1 protein-coding gene and 1 pseudogene are annotated in these 742 nt (G+C 48.7%); both read right to left on the bottom strand.

Annotated features, from left to right (window positions below):
* Window positions 1-201, bottom strand: a pseudogene (locus tag SORDD05_RS10375) (hypothetical protein); the annotation flags it as partial.
* A gap of 21 nt (window positions 202-222) precedes the next feature.
* On the bottom strand, window positions 223-742 hold a 520-nt coding region (locus SORDD05_RS10370; RefSeq protein WP_419579801.1), incomplete at its 5' end, for a hypothetical protein.

Below are 742 nucleotides of genomic sequence, written 5' to 3'. Positions count from 1 at the left end.
AGTATCAGCTAGCCAAAGCGCTTCAGCGTCAGTATCTGCAAGCCAATCAGCTTCAGCATCAGTATCAGCTAGCCAAAGCGCTTCAGCGTCAGTATCTGCAAGTGAATCGGCTTCAGCATCAGTATCAGCTAGCCAATCAACTAGCGCATCAGTATCTGCAAGTGAATCAACTTCAGCTTCAGTATCAGCTAGCCAAAGCACTTCAGCATCAGTATCTGCAAGTCAATCAGCTTCAGCGTCTGTAAGCTCAAGCCAAAGCACTTCAGCATCAGTATCTGCAAGTGAATCAACTTCAGCATCTGTATCAGCTTCAATTAGTGCATCTGAATCAGCAAGCACAAGCTTGAGCAACAGCGTGTCTGCCTCAATTAGTGCTAGCCAATCAGCAAGCACAAGCTTGAGCAACAGTGTGTCTGCCTCAATTAGTGCGAGCCACTCAGCAAGCACAAGCTTGAGCAACAGTGTGTCTGCTTCAATTAGTGCTAGCCACTCAGCAAGCACAAGCTTGAGCAACAGCGTGTCTGCCTCAATTAGTGCTAGCCACTCAGCAAGCACAAGCTTGAGCAACAGCGTGTCTGCCTCAATTAGTGCATCTGAATCAGCAAGCACAAGCTTGAGCAACAGCGTGTCTGCCTCAATTAGTGCTAGCCAATCAGCAAGCACAAGCTTGAGCAACAGCGTGTCTGCCTCAATCAGTGCGAGCCACTCAGCAAGCACAAGCTTGAGCAACAGTGTGTCTGCC

Origin of the sequence: Streptococcus oralis, assembly GCF_001578705.1 — a bacterium.
GTDB classification, from domain to species: domain Bacteria; phylum Bacillota; class Bacilli; order Lactobacillales; family Streptococcaceae; genus Streptococcus; species Streptococcus oralis_J.
This window is presented reverse-complemented; position numbering and strand designations above follow the sequence as displayed.